Raw genomic sequence first — 18151 nt, forward strand, 5'->3', positions numbered from 1 at the left:
CCCGCGCCCCCCGCCCGCCCCCCGCCGCAGGCCCCCCCCCCCCGCCGCTCTTTCCGAGCCGCGTCAGAACGTGGTGACGGGCAGCACCGGTGCCGCCGTCAGAAGAGCTTCGACAGGAGGCCGGTGACGGCCTTCGCGGCTTCCTTCGACTGGTTGAACGGCACGGAGTAGCACGCGACCACCCGGCCGGCCGTCCCCGCCACCCCGGCCTTGGTCGCGGTACGCCGCTCGTGGATCACCACGGACCGCGCCTCACCGGACCGGAAACGCCAGGCGTTCCGGGACACGGCGCTCGCCTCGCCCTGCCCGTCGGTCGTGAAATCCAGCCAGACCTCGTTCTTCGGGTTGGCGTACGCCGGGTCGACGGAGGGGGTACGCGGGTCCTTGCGGTGCTGGTAGTGCGGCCCCGAACTCTCCGGGCGGACCCCGCACGTCCCCGTGTGGACGTGCGCCCCGTAGGTGCGGTTCGCCACCAGACCGGCCACCCGCAGGCCGACCCGGGTACGCGCGCTGTCGGCGCGCTCGCTGACCGTGACGCGGGAGTTCACGGGCACCAGCTTGGGGTCGTACGTCAGCGCGCTGCTCAGCATCGCGCCGTTCGGGCGGGTGAACTGCGCCGCGATGGTGACGGAGTAGTCCTGATTGACGGTGTTCTTCGTGACCTTGTCGCCGTCCGCCGCGACGGCCGCCGGGGCGAGCAGGAGCGTGCCCGCCGTGACGAGGGCCGCCGCGGAGGCGCCCGCCGCCCTGACGGCCGTCCGCGGCCGCGTTCGCGTCGGTGCCGGTGCCGGCGTCATGCCACTTCCGGCCCGTCCGCCGTTCACGGACCGTTTGCCGCCGGCAGCCGGTCCCGCCGCGCCCTCCGGCGCCTCCGACGACTCCGGCGCCGCTGACGACTCCCTCAACGTCTGCATCCCTGTCTCCATTCGTGTGCCGTTCCGCTCCGGAGCACCCTGTTTGCGCGCTTCACAAGGCGCTTATATCGGCACATAACATGCCCAAAGCCGCGCTCTTTTGCGCCACGGCCGGAGCAGACGGGTGACAGTGCCGCCCGGGGCGGTCCCGCGGGGGTGTGAAGCCGACAACACCGTGCGCCCTGGAACGTCACGGCGGACCGGCCAGGCGTACGCTGTATGGCGGTACAGCCGCCCCAGCCGCCGATGCGACGTCGCGGCAGGGGATCGGATCAGGAGTAGGACGTTGTTGGAAAGCCTGGGGTCGTTGAGCGACACCCCTTGGGTCTACGCGATCGTCGGTCTCTCCGTACTCCTCGACGTCTTCGTGCCGATCCTGCCCAGCGGTGTCCTGGTGATCACCGCGGCCACCACGGCCGCGGGCACCCGCACCGCGGCCGGCGCGGTGGGCGTCTCCACCTCCGTACGCGGTGACGCCGACATCGCCGAGATGCTGGCCCTGGTGCTGTGCGCCGCGACCGCCTCGGTGCTCGGCGACATGGTCGCCTACCGGCTCGCCTGGCGCGGCGGCGACCGGTTCGACCGCGCCATCGCCCGCTCCCGGCGGCTGACCGCGGCACAGGAACGGCTCGGTGCGGCGCTGACGCGGGGCGGCGGCGGCATCGTCGTCCTGGCCCGTTTCGCGCCCGCCGGACGGTCGGTGGTCAGCCTCGGCGCGGGGGTCGCGCACCGTACGGTCCGGGAGTTCCTGCCGTGGTCCGCGCTGGCCGGGCTGGCCTGGGCCGCGTACGGGGTGAGCCTGGGCTATGTGGGCGGCCAGTGGCTGGGGGTGTCGTGGATCAGCACCGCCATGTCGGTGTTCGCGCTGTTCGCGGCCGGGTCCGCGGCGGTCTTCCTGATGCGCAGGCCGGAACGCCGGGCTGCGGCGTTCCCGGCGGCCGGCTCGGACTGACCGCCTGCCGGAGCCCGGCAGGCGGGAGATCCGGGGGGGGGAGGATCGGGAGCGGTCCGGGCGGAGGGCCGGGAGGTGTCCGGGCGGAGGGCCGGGGCCTCAAGGCCGGAGGAGAAGCCCGGGCGGATTGTCAGACCCCGGTGCGACCATGTGGGCATGAACACCTGGCAGTGCCGCCCCGAGACTCCCGAGGACGTCCCGGCCGTCCGCCGGATCAACCTCGCCGCCTTCGAGACCGCGGGCGAGGCCGACCTCGTCGACGCGCTGCGGCAGGACCCGGCGGCCTGGCTGCCGGGCCTCTCGTACGTGGCCGGGCCCGCCGCCGAACCGGCCGGCACCGCGGCGGCGCCCGCCCCCGTCGTCGCGCACGCGCTGCTCACCCGCTGTCACATAGCCGGCGAGCCGGCCGTCGCGCTCGCGCCCTGCGCGGTGCTGCCCGAGTACCACGAGCAGGGCGCGGGCAGCGCGGTCGTCCGGGCCCTGCTGGACGCGGCCCGGTCGGCCGGCGAGCGGACGGCAGTCGTGCTGGGCCACCCGCCGTACTACCCCAGGTTCGGCTTCGAGCCCGCTTCCCGCTTCGGCATCCTGCCGCCGCAGGAGTGGCCGGACGAAGCGTTCCTGGCCCTGTCCCTGGACGGCAGCACACCTCCGCGCGGCACGGTGCGCTACGCGGAGGCGTTCGGCGTCGACTGAGGAGAGGGGCAGGGGGAGGAGCGCTCGCGCTACTCCGCTTCCCCGCTCCGCTCCGTCCCCTCCGGCACGACCGCGATCGGGCACACCGCGTGCAGCAGTACGGCGTGGGCGACCGAGCCGAGCCGACGGCCGACCGGCAGCCGCCTGCGGTGCCGGGCGACCACGACCAGATCGCTGGCCTTGGACGCCTCGACGAGCTGCCCGGCCGCGTCCGCGTTCCGCAGCTCGGCCGTCACCGCCACCTCGGGGTAGCGCTCCCGGTACGGCGCGAGCGTCTGCGTCACCTGCTCGACCAGCGCGTTCTCGTACTCCTGCTGGGTGCCTTCGTAGGCCGCGATGTATTCGAAGGACGGCGGTGTCAGCATCGGCCAGGCATAGCCGGAGACCACCTTGAGGCGGGCGCCGCGACGGCTCGCCTCGGCGAAGGCGAAGCCGATCGCGCCCGGTTCGTCCGAGGAGGCGTCGACGCCCAGGGTGACCTGCGGCGGGTCGGGGCGGACCGCCTCACCGTCCGCACCGGGCCCGGCGCCGGCCCGGTCCGGGCGCGGCACGACCACCACCGGCCCTTCCGAGTGCGCCGCGCACGCCATGCCGTTCGAACCGAGCAGCAGGCTGGCGAAGCCGCCGCGCCCGCGCGAGCCGAGCACCAGCAGCTGCGCCTCGGCGCCGAGGGCGGGCAGCAGCGTGTCTGTGAGCCCGCTGAGGCTGCGGAATTCGATGCCCGGCAGCCCGGCCGTGTCGGCCTGCCCGTCCAGCGTCTTGCGCAGTTCGTCCAGGACCGGGTCGCCGATGCCGGATTCGGCCGCCGCGCGGCCCTCCGAGGTGACGTACGGCCAGACGTGTACGACCTGGAGCGGCGCGGACCGCAGCCGGGCCGCCTCGATCGCCCAGCGCAGCGCCCGTTCGCTGTCGGGAGATCCGTCCACCGCGACAATGACCGGCAGGGTGTCCATGTACGCCTCCATACGACCGACAGCGTGTGCTATGCCCAACTATTTACATACTCCTACCCCGGGCCGTCCCGAAGACAGGGGACGAAGGTCCCTCCCCGGCACGGAGTAGAGTCGAACGTCACTTCTCAGCCCCTTACCTGGGACGCAATGAACACACTTCAGGCCCCGCAGTCCGTCGAGTGGACCGAGGCCGGCGCGGCCCGCACCGCACGCTGGCGTTCCGAGAGCGGCACGCCGGCGCCCCGCCGGGTGGTCGTCGCCGACGACCGTACGAAGGCCGACGACGCCTACAAGCTCGCCTGCGAGGGCACGGCGCTGCTGTGGCGCGGCGACTTCCACAACGCCCGCCAGCTCTTGACGGCGCTGGCCCGCCGCATCGACCGCCGCCCGCGCAAACGGCCGCCGGCCGACCCCGCCCAGGCCTTCCACCTGCACCGGGCCGCGCAGAGTCAGCGCGCCCGCATTCTGGGCATGCTGCTGGTGTCCCTGGACCCCGGGTACGAGCTCCTACTGCGCCGTGCGCCCGACGTACGGGAGGCGTGCCTCCAGGCGTACGGCCCGGACAGCACGGACGCCCCGGACGGTCCGGACGGCACCGCACCCCGCTCCGCGACGCACCCCGCCCCGCCCCTGATCGTCTCGCTGCGCGAACTGCTCGGTGTGATCGGCGCGTACGAATGGCGCAGAAACGGCGTCCGCATACCGGCGCTCGGCGGCGACCGTGTCCACCCGTACTACGGCGTCTTCTCCCCCGTGCGCGGCGAGTACGTCGACCTGGTGGCCCAGGCACCGCTGCCCTCCGTCCCCGGGCCGGCGTTCGACATCGGCACCGGCACCGGCGTCCTGGCCGCGGTGCTGGCCCGGCGCGGTGTGTCCCGTGTGGTGGCGACCGACCAGGACCCGAGGGCCCTGGCCTGTGCGCGGGAGAACACCGAACGGCTCGGCGTGGCCGACCGCGTGGAGATCCTCGAAGCCGACCTGTTCCCGGCCGGACGCGCGGCGCTCGTCGTCTGCAACCCGCCGTGGGTACCGGCCAAGCCCACCTCCCCCGTCGAGTACGCGGTCTACGACCCGGGCAGCCGGATGCTCCGCGGCTTCCTGGACGGCCTGGCCGCCCACCTCGAACCAGGCGGCGAGGGCTGGCTGATCCTGTCCGACATCGCCGAACACCTCGGGCTGCGCTCCCGCGCCGAACTGACCGCCGCGTTCGACGCGGCGGGCCTGACGGTCCTCGACCGTCTGGACATCCGGCCCCGGCACCCTCGGGCCCGGGACGCCGACGACCCCCTGCACACGGCCCGCGCCGCCGAGGTGACCTCGCTGTGGCGGCTGGGGGCGGCGGGAACTGCGGAGTCCGCAGGGGCCGGGCAGGAACCGAGGACATGACCCAGGACATGAGCAAGGGCCTGAGCGAGGATCTGACCGAGCTCACGCACCTGCGACAACTCGTCGACCGTGCCCGGCGGCTCACCGCCTCCGCCACTCCGGCCCGCCGTCGGCTCCTCGGGATCGCGGGGCCGCCCGGCTCGGGCAAGTCCACCCTGGCCGCCCGTCTGGTGGCCGAGCTGGCCGGGGCGGCGGTGCTCGTGCCCATGGACGGTTTCCACCTCGCCGAGGCGGAGTTGCGCCGCCTGGGGCGCACGGACCGCAAGGGAGCGCCGGACACCTTCGACGCCGCCGGTTACGCGGCCCTGCTGGCCCGCCTGCGCTCCCCCGCCCCGGACACCACGGTCTACGCCCCGGCCTTCGACCGCCGTGTCGAGGAGCCCGTGGCGGGCAGCGTCCCGGTGGCGCCCGACGTGCCGCTCGTCGTGACCGAGGGCAACTACCTGCTGCTCGACGACCCGCCGTGGACGGACGCCAGGGCGTGCCTCGACGAGGTCTGGTACGTGGACCTGGACGACGCGGAACGGGTGCGGCGCCTGGTCGACCGGCACGAGCGGTTCGGCAAAGCACGCGCGCACGCCGAGCGGTTCGTGCGGACCTCGGACGAAGTCAACGCCCGCCTGGTGACGGCCGGGCGGGAGCGCGCCGATCTGGTCGTCAGGTTCGCCCCGGACGCGGCACCGGAACCGTACGGCGGGGCGTGAGGACGCCGGGCCGGCCGGCGCGGCCGGGTTCGGTGGCCCGGTCACCGCTGCCGGGTTCGGTGGCCCGGTCACCGCGGCCGTCGCCGTACGGCTGGGCGTGCGGGCCGAGTGCTTCCGTGGCCGGTCAGCGCACCTTCTCGTAGACCTCTATGCGGCGGCCGACGGTGTCCGTGCGGTCGGTCCGCTCGAAGTGCCGGCCGAGGACGCGGAGTTTCTCGGTCTCGCGTACGGGTGCGGGCGGCGCGGCCCGGCGGGTGTCGGTGACGACCACGATGCGGGACGCGGCCAGCATGGCGGTACGTATCTGCTCGGCGCTGCCCTCGACGCCCTTGATGGTGCCGGAGGCCGCCGGGCTCTCGGCCAGCGCCAGATCGTCGAGACCGGTGAAGGCCGACGGCGTCACCAGTGCCGTGTCGCGCCGGGCGGCCGGTATGAACAGCACGCCGTCGCCCGTCCGCGCGACCGCCGCGACCCGGTCGGCCGCCCGCAGCACGTCGTCCGCCCGGCTCTCCGGCGCGCGCAGGCCGGTCTCCACGGGCAGCAGCGCCACGAAAGCCGTCGCCGTCACACCCGCGAGCAGCACCCCCGTACGGGCCGGGAGCGCCTGGACGGCAGCGGCGACGCCGACGCCGAGCAGAAGGGCGAAACCGAGGTTCGTGTAGAGGACGTAGCGGTCCAGGTAGACGGGCTCCACAAGGACGGAGGCCAGCAGCAGACCGCCTTGCGGCACGGCGAGCAGCGGCAGCCCGACGGAGGCCGGTGACACGGCCGCGCGGCCACGGCCCGGGTACGGGACGCGGGCGCACACCAGCGCCACGAGCAGCAACACACCGACGCCCAGGACGGTGGACACGGCGACGGGCTTTATCCACGACACCTGGTCCGACTGGGCCCGGCTGGCCAGGATGAGCGGCAGTGCGCCGGCCAGCACCACGGCGGCCGACACCGACCACGGGACGAGCAGCGGGCGCGCACCGCGGCGGCGGGCGACGAGCACGGTGACGGCGTGCGCGGGCAGGACGAACAGCGAGAACCAGTTCAGCAGGGCCGTGGTGAGCATGACCAGGACATAGCCGGCCCAGCCCGCCCAGCCGGCCCAGCCCGCCCAGCGCGGCCGGCGGCGCCGCCCTACGGCCGCCCCTGCGTTCTGCGACGCGTCCGCCGCACTCACCAGAAGCCGGGTGGCGATCGCCACGCCGGCCGTGACCAGCGCGTACGCCCGGCCTTCCTGGGCGTAGTGCTGGATGTTGGGTATCAGCGCGAGGACCAGCCCGGCGGCGAGACCGGCCCACGGCCCGGCGAGGCGGCGTCCGGCCGCGGCGATGGCGGCAACGGCCGCGGCGACGGCCAGGACGGACGGCATCCGGAGGACCACCGGGCCGGCGCCGAAGAGTTCGAAGACCCCGTGCATCAGCACGTAGTAGAGGCCGTGCACGACGTCCACCTGGCCGAGCAGGTCCCAGATCTCCGCCACCGAGCGCTGGCCGACCTGCCAGGTCACGGCCTCGTCCCGCCACAGGCTGTCCTCTCGCCGGATGCCCCACAGGCCGAGCGCCAGCGCCAGCAGGGCGGGCAGCGCCGGGACGGCGAGCCGCGCGAGGGCGGAGGCGGGAACGGGTGCGGGAGCAGACGCGGAAGCGGGCGCGGGTGCGGTGGTGACGCCACGTCGGGCAGGGAGGGCAGTGGGGGCAGCGGCCGGTGCGGCGGGGGCGGCTTCAGCGGGCATGACGAGGACTCTACACTGCACGTATACATCGCATGTATACACCTTGTGCCTAGGCCGCGACCTGCCGACTTCACAGGTCTGCGCCGTACCGCCCTACCGCCACCGCCCTGACGCACCACCCCCCGTACGAAGAACGGAGCCCTTGGCGCAGTGCCCGACCAGACCGCCGCCCGAGCCATCGCCGCCGTCGCCCCCGCGACCACCCCGGCGCCCGCGCCCGACCCCGCGCCCACCCGCCCCCGTACGGCACTCCCGCCCCTGCTCGCCGTCTGGTTCCTCACCCGGCTCTGGCTGGTGCCCGCCGCCCTGAAGATCAGCCCGTTCGTGGGAGGCGGCGGGCTCGATCCGTCCGTGAGCAAGGTCTACACCGGCTGGTACACGGTCCTGAGCGGCGGCAGCTTCCCGCTGCACGACATGAGCTGGCAGTACCCGCCGGGCGCGGCCCTGCCGATCCTGGCGCCCGGACTCGTCCCCGGCCTCGGCTTCGGGCACGCCTTCATCGTGCTGGCCGCGCTGTGCGATGCCGCGATCTTCGTACTGCTGGTGCGGGTGGCGCGGCGGCGCGGGCGTTCGCTCGCGGCGCCCTGGCTGTGGACCGTGGGCCTGGCCGTCCTCAGCACCATGCCGTGGAACCGTTTCGACCTGCACGTGACCGCTCTGGCGATGCTCGCCCTGGTGGCCGCGTCCGCGCGGCGCGCCTGGGCCGACCGGGTCTTCGGGGCCGTGACGGCGCTCGCCGCCGTCGTCAAGGTCTGGCCCGCGCTGCTGCTCGCCGGCACGGCGCGGGGCCGCCGCACCCGTACCGCCTGGACGGCCGCCGCCGTCACCGGCGCGGCCGTGACCGCCGCTCTCGCCCTCGCCATGCCGAACGCGTTCTCCTTCCTCTCCGCCCAGGAGTCGCGCGGCATCCAGATCGAGTCGGTCGGTTCCCTGCCGTTCCATGTGGCCCGGCACCTCGGCTGGAGCGGCACCTGGGCGGCGAAGGACGGATCACACGAGTTCGTCGGCCCGTGGGTGAACGGGGTCAGCGCCGCCATGCAGGTGTCGACCGTGCTGGCCTTCGGCTGGCTGCTGTGGTGGCGGCACCGGTCGGACCGCACCGCCGCCCGGGTCCTGCCGGACGCCGCGCTGACCGCCACGCTCCTGTTCGTGGTCACCAGCCGGGTGATCAGCCCGCAGTACATGGTCTGGCTGCTCGGTCTGGCCGCGGTCTGCCTGCTGCGTGGGGACACCACCCAGCGTCCGGTCGCGCTGCTGATCCTGGCGGCCTGCCTCTTCACCACACTGGACTTCCCGCTCCTGTACCGCGGGCTGCGGGACGACGCGTCCTGGCTGTCCATCGCCAACCTGTACGCGCGCAACCTGCTGCTGCTCGCCGCGGCCCGGCTGTCCGCCCGGCGCCTGTGGCGCGGGACCGTACCCGTACGCCGCCCTCTGCCATGAGACAAGAAAAAGACGGCATCGGGTCGGGAACTTCGCCGCCCCCTCATCCGTACACAGAACGGAATCAGCGGATTTCGCGGATGCGACGCGCGTCGCGGAAGGCGGTAACTGCCGGGCGCGGGGGGCGACTTCCGTAACGACACCGCCGATGTCATCATGACACCATGAGTGTCACCGAGGGCGGCGCGGACTCCGCCGAGCATCTCGCGTACGAGGTGATCCGCCGCCTGTGGCCGCTGCACCGGACGGTCGTACGCGCCGTGGAACGGGAACTGGCGGGTACGGGCCTGACGGCCGGTCAGTGCGCCCTGCTGGACACCCTGCGTACGCACGGCCCGAGCACCGTACCGGAGCTGGCCCGCGCCCTGGGCCTGGACCGCCAGCCCGTACAGCGCCGGGTGAACCACGCGACGGACCTGGGCTTCCTGGAGGCCGTCCCCAACCCCGCGCACCGGCGCTCCCCTCTGATCCGGCTCACACCGGAAGGCGCCGAGGCGCTGAGCGCGCTCCAGCAGTCCGAGGCGGCCGGGCTGCGGCGGATGCTGGCCGGGGTGCCGGCCGCCGACGTGGCCACCACCCTGCGCGTACTCGACCGCCTCGGCGAGGACCTCCGGGCGCCGGCCCGGGACGAACCGGCGCACCCCGGCCCCTCCCGTACGGCGGTTCCGCCCCGGGAGCCTCGGACATCCCGTGAACCTCGGACACCCCGGGAACCTCGAAGGCCCCAGGCACCTCAAACCTCCCGGGAGCCCCAACCGCCCCGGACCTCCCCGGCAGGCCGGGCACCGCGAGCAGACCGAGCGCCCCACCCGACAGCAGCACCCCACACAGGACGGCACGGAGCATGACGACCGACGACATCCAAGGAATTCACGGAATCCAAGGAATCCAGGAGGCCGGGGCCTGGGGTACGGAGGTCGAGAACGACACGGTCCCGGTCGAGAACGGTGAGCTGTTCTACGAGGCGGCCGGCGCCGGCACGGAGGGCGACCCCTCCGTGGTGCTGCTGCACGGCGGGATGCTCGACCAGCGCATGTGGGACGAGCAGTTCACCTGGCTCGCCCGATCCGGCCTGCGCACGGTCCGCTACGACGCACGCGGCCACGGACTGTCCTCCACCGTCGACGGTGACTACGCCAACCACGAGGACCTGCGCGCCCTCCTCGACCACCTCGGCATAGCGCGCGCCATCCTCGTCGGCCTCTCGCACGGCGCCCGCATCGCCCTGGACATGGCGCTCGCCCACCCGGACCGCGTCTTCGCGCTGGCGCTGGCCTCGCCCGGGGTGAGCGGCCGGGCCTTCACCGACCCGTTCATCCTGGAGCACATCAAGGAGCAGGTGGCCGCCGTCACCGACGAGGAGGACGGCACGGAGCGCTACATCGAGCACTTCCTGCGCATGTGGGTGGACGGCCCGCACCGCGCCCCCGACGCCGTGGACCCCGCCCTGCGCGAGCGGATGCGGGCCTCGGCGGACGCCAACGTGGTCGTGCACGCAGGCGGCATGGGCGCCGGAGTGCCGATCGAGGTCGGCGCGTACGAGCGGCTGGCGGAGATCCGCGTACCGACCCTGGTCCTGGACGGCGACCTGGACAGCTCCGACATCTCCGCCAACGCGCACGCCATCACCCTCGCCGTGCCGGGCGCCCAACGGGTACGGATTCCGGGCGCGGCCCACATGGTGAACCTGGAGAACACCGGCCACTTCGACCACGCCCTGCACGGGTTCCTCTCGGGTCTCCCGTACTGAGCCTGTCCGGCCCTGAGCCTGCCGCCCACCCCGCCCCTGCCCCTGCCGTCGGGCGTCCGGGGCGGGGTGCAACCATGAGCGGGTCATGATTGCGGGGCATGTTCTCAGGGGATTGCGGGCCGGGGTGTTCGCGGCGGTGTGTGTGCTGCTCGCCGCCCTCGGCCACGTCCTCATGTCCGGCGCGCCCGTGCCCTGGTGGGTACTGCTCGGCGCGATGACGGCAACGGCCTTCGGGGCGTGGAGCCTCGCCGGCCGCGAACGTGGACCGCTGTTCGTGACCTCGCTGACGCTGGCGACGCAGGCCGCGCTGCACTCCGCCTTCTCCTTCGGCCAGTCGGTGGCGGCCACCCTGCCCGGCACCGTGGGCGAGCAGGCTTCCCTGGCCCAGCGGTGGGCGGCCTCGCTGACGTGCGGCACGGTCGGCCCGATCCCGCAGCGCGAGGCCGAACAGATGCTGCACGAGGCGGGGATCGGGCGTCGGTACGGCGAGGCCATGGCCGACATGCGGTCCACCCACGGAGTGCACTCCGGGCACGCCATGCACTCCGGGCACGCCATGCACTCCGGACACGACATGCATGGCATGCACGACATGCCGGGTATGCACGACATGCCAGGTATGGGGGGCAGCATGACCGGCATGGTCGCGGCGCACGTTCTGGTCGCGCTGCTGAGTGCCTGGTGGCTGTGCGGCGGCGAACGGGCGGCGTTCCGCGTCGTACGGACGGTCTCCGTACGGCTCTTCGTGCCGCTCGCCCTCGTCCTGCGCGCGTTCCTGCCGGACCTGCCCCGGCCTGCCCGCCCGGTACGCCGCGAACCCCGGCAGCCGCTGCGGCGGCTGATCCTCGTCCACGTCATCTGGCTCCGCGGCCCGCCCCGGGAGAACGCTGTCCGCTGACAGCACGGTCACATCCAGGACTTCGCACCGCACGCCGGCCGGTCCTGGTCCTTGTAATCGTCATCGGTCCCGACCGTCGTCCGTCGAGTACGCGGCGGGGCCGGATCTCCCGAAGGACTACTGATGATGACTCCTGTCCTCGCCGTCACCGTATGCGGCGGACCGCCGCAGCCGGTCGAGCAACCCGTCCAGCGCCGCTGCCCGCTCCGACCAGAGACGGCAGTCAGCGCACCCCGCCAGGTGGGCGTCGAGCAGCCCGCCCGTGACGCCCGGCGGCAGTTGTTCGCCGTCCAGGCGGGCGGAGACGGCGGTTCGTACGCGCGAGCAGTGCATGACCCCATCCTCCCCGACGTGCGCGGCAGCGGTTCCGCGACCGGCGGCGAGGAGGTGCGGCATGCGCGATGACCGTACGGTGACGGCCTGGGCCCTGGCGGCCCGCGCCGGGGACGAGACGGCCGTGGAACGGTTCGTCCGCGCGACACAACTGGACGTACGGCGCTACGTCACGCACCTCAGCGGCGACGCGCAGGCCGCCGACGACCTGGTGCAGGACACCTACCTGCGGGCCCTGCGCAGCCTGCCCCGCTTCGAGGGCCGGTCGTCGGCCCGTACGTGGCTGCTGACCATCGCCCGCCGGACGGTCGCCGACCGGCTGCGGTCGATGGCCAGCAGACCGCGGCTCACCGGGACCGACGACTGGCAGGCCGCGGTGGAGAAGGCCCAGCCGCGCGGTGTGCCCGGCTTCGACGAGGGCATCGCCCTCACCGAACTGCTGTCGGCGCTGCCCGCACCCCGCCGGGAGGCGTTCGTACTGACCCAGGTGCTGGGTCTGCCGTACGCGGAGACGGCGGAGATCGCCGGCTGCCCGGTGGGAACGGTGCGCTCCCGGGTGGCACGGGCCCGCGAGACGCTGGTGTCCTTGCTGGCGGAGCAGGAGCAGCACCCCGCCCGGGTCCCGGCGGGCTCCGCCGCGTGAGGCTGAGGGCTGGGCCGGATGCTTGAACGGCCGGTGTCCTGGGCGTGCGCCCGGGACACCGGCCTCCGGCTCTCGGCTCTCGGCGTACGGCCGGATCAGAGCCGCAATTGGCCAGGGCGTACGGCGACGGCCTGGGCGGTGACGGGGCCGCTGTGGCGAAAGTGCAGTGTGAAGGTGAGCCGGTCGCCCGGTGCCAGTCGCGGTGGCGGGCTGACCATGACGTCCAGACCGGTCGGCGCCATCCGCAGTTCGCCGCGCGCCGGGACGGTGACGGTGCCCGCCATCTCCATCCGGTGCGCCCCTTCGGCGATCTCGACATCGCGGCCGATCATGGCCCGCAGCCCGGCGGGGCCGGTGACGCCCGTCAGTTCGTCGGCGGTGGTACCGGTGTTGCTGATGGTGAAGAACGCCGCGGTGGCTTCCGTGTTGGAGGCGGTGAGGATACGGCCGTCGGACACGCCCAGCCGGGGCGGAGTGCCCGCGTTGCCGGTGACGGTCCAGGCGGTGAGGCAGCCGAGCGTCAGCACACCCGCGAGGAGCGGTGCGGCGGCGGAGCGCAGAGCGGTGCGTGCGGTGGTGGCTGTGGTGACAGGGATGGCGGCGGGTGTCATGGGGCGTCCGGGGTGATCGTGGAGGAGGTGCGGGAGGCAGGAGAGGTGCTCGGGGCACGAGAGGCGCGAGAGGTGTGGGAGGTGCTGGCGGCGCGGGAGGTGCGGGAGGCCGGCTTCCATGCCCGTAGGCGCAGACTGTTGCCCACCACCAGCAGCGAACTCGCGGACATCGCGGCGGCCGCGATCATCGGATCCAGCCGTCCGACGGCGGCGAGCGGCACGGTGACCAGGTTGTAGCCGAAGGCCCAGACGAGGTTGGCGCGGATGGTGCCCAGCGTGCGCCGGGCCAGCCGTACGGCGTCGGGTACGGCCTGGAGGTCCTCGCGCAGCACGGTGACGTCGGCCGCGCCGATCGCGGCGTCCGTACCGCTGCCCAGGGCGATGCCGAGGTCCGCACGGGCCAGCGCGGCCGCGTCGTTGACTCCGTCGCCGACCACCGCGACCCGGCCGCCGTGTTCCTTCAGCGTCGTGACCAGCGCGGCCTTCTCCTCGGGGAGCGCCGCTGCGTGGATCTCGGTGATTCCCAGGTGCCCGGCGACGGCCCGCGCGGTGGCCGCGCGGTCCCCGGTGGCCAGCACCGGCCGCAGACCGAGGCGGCGCAGGTGGTCGACGGCCCGGTAGCAGTCGGGCCGCAGTGTGTCGCCGATGGAGAAGACGGCCTGGGGGGTGCCGTCGACGGTCACGAGTACGGCGGTGTGCCCGGCGGTCTCGGCCGTACGGACCGCGTCCGCGAGCGAGGCGGGCAGGGCCGTCAGCTCGCCGGGCCGCCCGACGGTCACGGTCCGGCCGTCCACCTCGCCGGTCACGCCGTACCCCGCGGTCGCGGCGAAGTGCCGCGCGGTGGGGGGCGGCCGGTGGTCGGCGAGGGCTTCGCGGCGCTGGTCACCGTACGCGGTGATGGCGCGCGCCAAGGGGTGTTCGGAGCCGTGCTCGACGGCGGCGGCCAGCCGAAGGGTCTCGTCGGCCGTAAGGCCGGGGGCGCACGTGGGGTGCGCGGGGCCGTTGGTGTCCGTGGGTTCCATGGGGTCCTTGCTGTCCCTGGTACCAGCAACTGCTGTGACCCCAGCGGCCCCCGTGTCGCTCGTGTCCCCTGTGCCTCCCTTGCCCCCCGTGTCCCCCGTGCGGACCGTCATGGCGATCACGCTCATCCGCCCGGTGGTCAACGTGCCGGTCTTGTCCAGCACCAGGGTGTCGATGCGCCGCAACCGCTCCAGGGCCTGCGGCCCGCTGACCAGAATGCCCAACTGCGCGCCCCGGCCCGTGGCGGCCAGCAGGGCGGTCGGGGTGGCCAGTCCGAGCGCGCAGGGGCAGGCGACGACCAGGACGGCCACCGCGGCGGTCACCGCCGCCTGCGGATCGGCGCCCGCGCCCAGCCAGAACCCGAGGACGGTCACGGACACCGCCAGCACGGCCGGGACGAAGACTCCCGCGACCGCGTCGGCCAGGCGCTGCGCCTGGGTCTTGCCGGTCTGCGCCTCCTCCACGAGACGGGTGATCCGGGCCAGCCGGGTGTCCGCGCCGACCGCGGCAGCCCGTACTTCGAGGAGGCCGCCCACGTTCACCGCGCCGCCCACGACCGCCGATCCCGGCCCGACCTCCACCGGGCTGCTCTCACCGGTGACGAGGGAGAGGTCGAGGGCGGAACTGCCGTCCACCACCGTGCCGTCGGTGGCCACCCGCTCTCCGGGGCGTACGAGGAACCGGTCGCCGACCTGGAGCCGGGCGACCGGAATACGACGTTCCACAGTGGCGGCACCGTCCGCGAGGCCGCCACCGGAACCCCTGTCCGCCGCGTCGGCCGGTACCCGTACGGACACGTCCTTGCCGACCAGTTCGGCCAGCGCCCGTAGCGCAAACCCCGTACCCCGCCGGGCCCCGGCCTCCAGCCACCGCCCCGCGAGGACGAACAGTGGTACGCCGACCGCCGCCTCCAGGTAGAAGTGCGCGGTGCCGCCGCTGAGGAAGAGCGCGTACGCGGACCAGGCGAACGAGGCGGCCACACCGAGTGAGACCAGTGTGTCCATCGTCGCGGCACCGTGCCGCAGACCGCCGGCCGCGCGGCGGTGGAACGGCAGCGCACCCCACACGGCGACCGGCGCGGTCAGCGCGAAGCAGAGCCACTGCCAGTTGCGGAACTGCCAGGCGGGGACCATCGACAGGACGAGTACGGGGACGGACAGCAGCGCGGTGACGAGGAGACGGTCGCGTTCGCCGTCCGGTGCCGGCCCCTCGGCAGGAGGGGCATTCTCTGCCAGGTCGGTCCGTCGGCTCTCCGGGAGTTCCGCCGTGAATCCCGCGGCCTCCACCGTCGCCAAGAGATCGGTCACCAGCAGTCCGGACGGGTGGCGGACACGGGCCTTGCCGGTGGCCAGGTTCACCGTGGCGGTCACCCCGTCGAGCCGGCCCAGCTTCTTCTCCACCCGGTTCACGCAGGCAGCGCAGGTCATGCCGCCCACCGTCAGTACGGTGACGCGCTCGCTCATCCCATACCGCCCATACCGCTCATGCCGTCCATGCCGTCCATGGAGTCACCGCTTCCGGGTTGCTGCGGCGCTCCGGGGAGCGTGCCGCTCGGGCGCATGCCCGGTGCCGCGGGCCCGGCGGCCGAGCCCGCCCCGTACGCGCACAAGAACAGGACGGCGAGCAGTGCCACGAACCCGATCACCGGTTTCGCGGGCCGTACGGATGACAGACGTTCTACGAGAGGCATGGCCGCTCCGATACACAGATGCAGACTCGGACACAGACGACGGAAAGAGAAAAGGGGAAAGGGGAATGGGCTCACCGAGCCCGAAAAGGCGAGGCGGGAGAATCGGAGAACGGAAACGGGAGACCAGGCGCGAGGCAGCTCAGGTTTCCCGGGCCCCGGGCCCGCGCCCCGTATCCAGCGCCCAGAACCTCGCCGCCCCGCCCCGCCGCCCGAAGCGCCATCCTGGCACGGCGACCGGCCCCCTCCCCCTCTCTCACCGCCTCTTGTCCCACGTGAGGTTTGTCCTGGTCATCCGCTGGAACCCGGCCGGCCGCCCGGCCGACTACCTAGGGCTGCGACCGCCGTTCACGACGTCATCCCACCGGAATTCCGGTACCCCCTCGGCGGAATTCCCGTAACGCGCCGGGAACTCGTCCGCCCTCCCGCCCGACCTCTGAGTGAAGCGTGCGCACGACCGGCCCCGGACGTGTGAGCGGACAGTTGCCGATCGCCGAGGAGTTGGGTCCATGTGTGGCATCACCGGATGGATTTCGTACCGCGAGGACCCCCGCGCCCAGATTTCCGTCATCGAGCGGATGACCTCCGCGCTGGCCCGCCGCGGCCCCGACGCCTCGGGCACCTGGTGCGGCCCGTACGCCGCGATCGGGCACCGGCGCCTGGCCGTCCTGGACCTGGAAGGCGGTACGCAGCCCATGGTCGCGCCCGCCGCCGTACCCGTACCGCCGTCCTCCGACGAGAGTCACAAAGGGCTCCGCACCCCGCGGAGTTCCGCGGGTGCGGTGTCGCCGGACGCCGTCCTCACCTACAGCGGCGAGATCTACAACCACCACGCCCTGCGGGCCGAACTCCGTTCGCGCGGGCACCGTTTCGCGACCCGCAGCGACACCGAAGTCGTGCTGCGCGCGTACCTGGAGTGGGGCGACGGCCTCACCGAGCGCCTGGAAGGCATGTACGCCTTCGCCGTCTGGGACGCCCGCCGGGAGCGGCTTCTCCTGGTACGTGACCGGCTGGGCGTCAAACCGCTGTTCTTCGCCGGAATCCCGGGCGGCCTGGTCTTCGGTTCCGAACCCAAGGCCCTGTTCGCGCACCCCGCCTGCCGGCCGCGGGTCGACGCGCGGGGGATGCGGGAGGCGTACGGCCTGCTCTTCGGCACCGGGGAGACGCTCTGGTCGGGGGTGCGGGAGGTGCAACCCGGTGGCGTGGCGGTCTTCGACCGGAGTGGTCTGTCCGAGCGTGTCTACTGGCGCCTTGCGGCCCGCCCGCACCCGGACCGCGGGATCGCCGCGACGGTGGACACCGTCCGTTCCCATGTGGAGCGGGCCGCCCGTGCCCAGGTGGAGGCGGACGTGCCCCGGTGCACCCTGCTCTCCGGCGGTCTCGACTCCACCGTGCTGACCGCGTTGCTGGCGGACGAACTGCGCGTACGGGAGGGGCCGGCGGCCCGGCTCCGTTCGTACGCGGTCGACTACAGCGACCAAGTGGAACGTTTCACCGGCGATGTCCTGCGCACCGGCCACGACACCCCGTACGCGGCCGAGGCCGCCGCCTTCATCGGCACCGACCACCACCTCGTCGTCCTCGACCCGCGGGACCTGCTGGACCCGGCGCACCGCGCGGCCGTGGTGGCGGCCCGCGACTCGCCCATCGGCGTCGGCGACATGGACACCTCCCTGTACCTCCTCTTCGGCGAGATGGCCCGGCACTCGACGGTCGCGCTGTCCGGCGAGGCGGCCGACGAGGTCTTCGGCGGCTACCCCTGGTTCCGCAGCACCGCCGCGCGGGACGCCGACACCTTCCCCTGGCTGCTGGTGACCGGCGACCAGGCCGCCATGCCGCTGCACCCGGCGCTCGCGGACACGCTGCGCATCGGCGAGTTCCGCGCCGACACGTACCGGTCCGCGCTGGCCGCCGTCCCGCACCTGGACGGCGAGACACCGGCACAGCGCCGCCGGCGCGAACTCCAGCACCTGTCCCTGACCCGCTGGCTCCGCCAACTGCTGCACCGCAAGGACCGGCTCAGCATGGCGCAGGGACTGGAGGTGCGGGTGCCGTACTGCGATCACCGTCTCGTCGAGTACGCCTTCAACGCCCCCGCACCGCTCCAGGACTTCGACGGGCGGGAGAAGAGCCTGCTGCGCGCCGCGGGCGCCCGCCTCGCCCCGCACTCCGTACTCCACCGCCCCAAGAACCACTACCCGGCCACCCACCACCCGGCGTACCACCGCGGCCTCCAGGACATGGCGCGTGACGCGCTCTCGGCCGGTCAGGGCCGCGTCCGCGACCTGGTGGACGAGGGCGCCGTCAAGGACCTCCTAGACACCCCGCCCGAACACCTCCAGTGGGGCCACCGCCTGCATCTGGAACGCGTCGTCGACCTGTCGCTGTGGCTGGACGAGTACCGCCCGGAACTGGCCTTCTGATCCGCTCGCGCACCT

General features: G+C 73.6%; 17 protein-coding genes. 10 read left to right on the top strand and 7 right to left on the bottom strand.

Annotated elements, in window-relative coordinates; translation table 11 throughout:
- Nucleotides 1–98 precede the first annotated feature (98 nt).
- Nucleotides 99–797, bottom strand: coding sequence for a superoxide dismutase family protein (locus AB0A97_RS03020; RefSeq protein ID WP_361143623.1), 699 nt, complete (start codon nt 795–797; stop codon nt 99–101).
- 403 nt (nt 798–1200) lie between these two features.
- Between AB0A97_RS03020 and AB0A97_RS03025 the strand changes: the two genes are divergently transcribed.
- On the top strand, nt 1201–1866 hold the full coding sequence (locus tag AB0A97_RS03025) for a VTT domain-containing protein (RefSeq protein WP_361143626.1): 666 nt from the start codon (nt 1201–1203) through the stop codon (nt 1864–1866).
- 156 nt (nt 1867–2022) lie between these two features.
- Nucleotides 2023–2559, top strand: a complete 537-nt coding sequence (locus AB0A97_RS03030; RefSeq protein WP_361143629.1) for an N-acetyltransferase — start codon at nt 2023–2025, stop codon at nt 2557–2559.
- A 29-nt stretch (nt 2560–2588) separates the two neighbouring features.
- Here the strand turns inward: AB0A97_RS03030 and AB0A97_RS03035 are convergent, their stop codons facing one another.
- On the bottom strand, nt 2589–3512 hold the full coding sequence (locus AB0A97_RS03035) for a universal stress protein (RefSeq protein ID WP_361143631.1): 924 nt from the start codon (nt 3510–3512) through the stop codon (nt 2589–2591).
- Between the two features lie 147 nt (nt 3513–3659).
- Between AB0A97_RS03035 and AB0A97_RS03040 the strand changes: the two genes are divergently transcribed.
- Complete coding sequence (locus AB0A97_RS03040) at nt 3660–4898, top strand: class I SAM-dependent methyltransferase (RefSeq protein ID WP_361143634.1); 1239 nt, start codon at nt 3660–3662, stop codon at nt 4896–4898.
- 8 nt (nt 4899–4906) lie between these two features.
- Entirely contained in the window at nt 4907–5602 is a 696-nt protein-coding gene (locus tag AB0A97_RS03045) for a nucleoside/nucleotide kinase family protein (protein WP_361145204.1), read from the top strand.
- 124 nt (nt 5603–5726) lie between these two features.
- On the opposite strand, the gene AB0A97_RS03050 is transcribed toward AB0A97_RS03045, so the two are convergent.
- Complete coding sequence (locus AB0A97_RS03050) at nt 5727–7328, bottom strand: glycosyltransferase family 39 protein (protein WP_361143637.1); 1602 nt, start codon at nt 7326–7328, stop codon at nt 5727–5729.
- Between the two features lie 150 nt (nt 7329–7478).
- Here AB0A97_RS03050 and AB0A97_RS03055 point away from each other — a divergent pair, with 150 nt between their 5' ends.
- The 4 genes from AB0A97_RS03055 (at nt 7479) to AB0A97_RS03070 (ending at nt 11419) form a co-directional block, all read left to right on the top strand.
- The gene (locus AB0A97_RS03055; protein WP_361143639.1) at nt 7479–8771 is read left to right on the top strand and encodes a glycosyltransferase family 87 protein; all 1293 of its coding nucleotides are present in this window, start codon (nt 7479–7481) and stop codon (nt 8769–8771) included.
- 164 nt (nt 8772–8935) lie between these two features.
- On the top strand, nt 8936–9619 hold the full coding sequence (locus tag AB0A97_RS03060; protein ID WP_361143642.1) for a MarR family transcriptional regulator: 684 nt from the start codon (nt 8936–8938) through the stop codon (nt 9617–9619).
- Nucleotides 9616–10521 carry an alpha/beta fold hydrolase gene (locus tag AB0A97_RS03065; protein WP_361143645.1) on the top strand — a complete coding sequence of 302 codons (906 nt, stop codon included), beginning with the start codon at nt 9616–9618 and terminating at the stop codon, nt 10519–10521. The genes AB0A97_RS03060 and AB0A97_RS03065 overlap by 4 nt, the downstream gene beginning before the upstream one ends.
- An 85-nt stretch (nt 10522–10606) precedes the next feature.
- Nucleotides 10607–11419: a PE-PGRS family protein gene (locus AB0A97_RS03070; RefSeq protein ID WP_361143648.1), complete on the top strand. Its 813-nt coding sequence runs from the start codon at nt 10607–10609 to the stop codon at nt 11417–11419.
- 117 nt (nt 11420–11536) lie between these two features.
- On the opposite strand, the gene AB0A97_RS03075 is transcribed toward AB0A97_RS03070, so the two are convergent.
- Nucleotides 11537–11752 (bottom strand): zf-HC2 domain-containing protein, encoded by a 216-nt coding sequence (locus AB0A97_RS03075; RefSeq protein WP_361143651.1) that lies wholly within the window; start codon nt 11750–11752, stop codon nt 11537–11539.
- Between the two features lie 61 nt (nt 11753–11813).
- Here AB0A97_RS03075 and AB0A97_RS03080 point away from each other — a divergent pair, with 61 nt between their 5' ends.
- Nucleotides 11814–12395, top strand: a complete 582-nt coding sequence (locus AB0A97_RS03080) for a sigma-70 family RNA polymerase sigma factor (protein WP_361143653.1) — start codon at nt 11814–11816, stop codon at nt 12393–12395.
- A 95-nt stretch (nt 12396–12490) separates the two neighbouring features.
- Here AB0A97_RS03080 and AB0A97_RS03085 read toward each other — a convergent pair whose 3' ends face one another.
- Genes AB0A97_RS03085 through AB0A97_RS03095 form a run of 3 tightly spaced genes read right to left on the bottom strand, consistent with a single transcriptional unit; the run spans nt 12491 to nt 15716 of the window.
- Nucleotides 12491–13006 carry a copper chaperone PCu(A)C gene (locus AB0A97_RS03085; protein WP_361143656.1) on the bottom strand — a complete coding sequence of 172 codons (516 nt, stop codon included), beginning with the start codon at nt 13004–13006 and terminating at the stop codon, nt 12491–12493.
- Nucleotides 13003–15489 (bottom strand): cation-translocating P-type ATPase, encoded by a 2487-nt coding sequence (locus AB0A97_RS03090; RefSeq protein WP_361143659.1) that lies wholly within the window; start codon nt 15487–15489, stop codon nt 13003–13005. Before AB0A97_RS03090 ends, AB0A97_RS03085 begins: the two co-directional genes overlap by 4 nt.
- Entirely contained in the window at nt 15486–15716 is a 231-nt protein-coding gene (locus tag AB0A97_RS03095) for a hypothetical protein (RefSeq protein WP_361143663.1), read from the bottom strand. The genes AB0A97_RS03090 and AB0A97_RS03095 overlap by 4 nt, the downstream gene beginning before the upstream one ends.
- Before the next feature lie 506 nt (nt 15717–16222).
- Here AB0A97_RS03095 and asnB point away from each other — a divergent pair.
- The gene (gene asnB, locus AB0A97_RS03100; protein ID WP_361143666.1) at nt 16223–18136 is read left to right on the top strand and encodes an asparagine synthase (glutamine-hydrolyzing); all 1914 of its coding nucleotides are present in this window, start codon (nt 16223–16225) and stop codon (nt 18134–18136) included.
- Nucleotides 18137–18151: the final 15 nt, after the last annotated feature.

Source organism: Streptomyces sp. NPDC045470 (assembly GCF_040646595.1).
GTDB lineage: Bacteria > Actinomycetota > Actinomycetes > Streptomycetales > Streptomycetaceae > Streptomyces.